The 1,905-nt window shown below is 69.5% G+C and carries 1 protein-coding gene; it reads right to left on the bottom strand.

Annotated features, from left to right (window positions below; genetic code table 11):
* The coding region (locus tag O5O46_RS34890) for an acyltransferase domain-containing protein (protein WP_269859703.1) at nucleotides 1-1,905 on the bottom strand (1,905 nt) is incomplete at both ends.

Here is a 1,905-nt window from a genome sequence, read left to right as displayed (position 1 = left end):
ACCAGTGACCAGCACCGTGCCCTGCGGCTGCCACGTCGCGGCGCTGGACGTCGTACCGCGTCCTGCGCGTACCAGCCTGCGCCCGAAGACACCGGAGGCACGCACCGCCACCTGGTCCTCGCCGTCCAGACCCGCCAGTACGTCGACCAGGCGCCCGGCAGCGCGCGCGTCCGGCGCCTCGGGCAGGTCCACCAGACCGCCCCAACGCTCCGGGTACTCCAGCGCGACGCCCCGGCCGAAGCCCCAGACCGCCGCCTGGTCGACATCACGCAGCCGGTCGGACACCGCTGTGGACACCGCGCCCGACGTCACGCACCACAGCGCACCGGTGACGCCGGCGTCGTCCAGTGCCTGCACCAGCGTGGCGGAGGCGGTCAGGCCGTACGGCCCGTCCAATGCCAGTAGTGACAGCACACCGTTTACCGGTTCGGTTTCGGTGAGGCGCGTTGCCAGTTCGGAGCGGGTGATGTGGGCGGGATCGACGGTGAGGTGCTCGACCTCGACTCCCTTTGCGGACAGGGCTCGGGTGATGGTGGTGACCAGTTCGTCATCGGCCTTGGCGGTCGGGACGACGAGCAGCCAGGTACCGGTCAGTGCCTGCGTGGGGCGGTCGGTCACCGGCTTCCACGTCACCCGGTAGCGCCAGCCATCAACCGCCGACCGCTCACGCTGCTGCCGACGCCACGCCGACAACGCGGGCACGACGGCACTCATCGGCTGGTCCGCGTCAACCTCCAACTCGGCCGCGAGAGACGGCCAGTCGTCGCGCTCCACGGCCTCCCAGAAGCGGGCGTCGACGGGATCTGCGGCAGGCGAGGCGGCCTGGGCCGTGGGGCTCTCCAGCCAGTAGCGCTGACGCTGGAAGGCATACGTGGGCAGGTCCACCCGGCGCGCGCCCGAGCCGGTGAAGTACGACTTCCAGTCGACCGGGACACCGTTGACGTGCGCCTGGGCCAGTGCGGTGGTCACCGTTTCCGGCTCGGGGCGATCCCGCCGCAGCACGGGCACGAAGGTCGCGGCCTGCGACGTGACGCAATCCTGGGCCATCGCCGACAGCACGCCGTCCGGGCCGAGTTCGACGTAGGTGGTGACGTTCTGGTCTTCCAGGACGCGTATGCCGTCGAGGAAGCGGACGGCCTCGCGCACGTGGCGGACCCAGAAATCGGGGGTGCCGATCTCTTCCACCGTCACCAGAGAACCGGTGAGGTTGGAGACAATCGGGATACGGGGGGCCTCGTAGGTCAGGCCCGACGCCACCTCTCGGAAGGCGTCCAGCATCCCGTCCATGTGCGACGAGTGGAACGCGTGGCTGACGGTCAGGCGCTTGGTCTTACGACCCTGCTCCTCAAGACCAGCGGCGATCTCCAGGGCCGCAGCCTCATCACCCGCGATCACCACCGACGTAGGCCCGTTGATCGCAGCGATGCTCACGCCCTCGACCAGCAGCGGAGCAACCTCGTCCTCCGCCGCCTGGACCGCCACCATCACGCCGCCGCCCGGCAGCTCCTGCATCAGACGGCCACGAGCGGCCACCAACGCACACGCATCATCCAGCGACAACACACCGGCAACATGCGCCGCAGCCAACTCGCCGATCGAGTGCCCGGCCAGCAAGTCAGGCTTCAGACCCCACGACTCAACGAGCCGGAACAGCGCCACCTCAACGGCGAACAACGCGGGCTGCGTGTAGGCAGTCTGGTCCAGCAGGCCGCCGTCGGCTCCGAAGATCACATCCCGCAGCGGTACTTCGAACCGTTCACACACCGCGTCCAGGGCCTCGGCGAAGACCGGGTAGGCCTCGTACAGCTCCCGACCCATCCCGATCCGCTGGCTGCCCTGACCGGTGAACAAGAACGCCACCTTGCCGCCCACCGGCGAGCCCTGCACCACACCAGCGGCCTCACC

The organism is Streptomyces sp. RPT161 (genome assembly GCF_027533845.1).
In the GTDB taxonomy this organism is placed as follows: Bacteria; Actinomycetota; Actinomycetes; order Streptomycetales; family Streptomycetaceae; genus Streptantibioticus_A; species Streptantibioticus_A silvisoli_A.
This window is presented reverse-complemented; position numbering and strand designations above follow the sequence as displayed.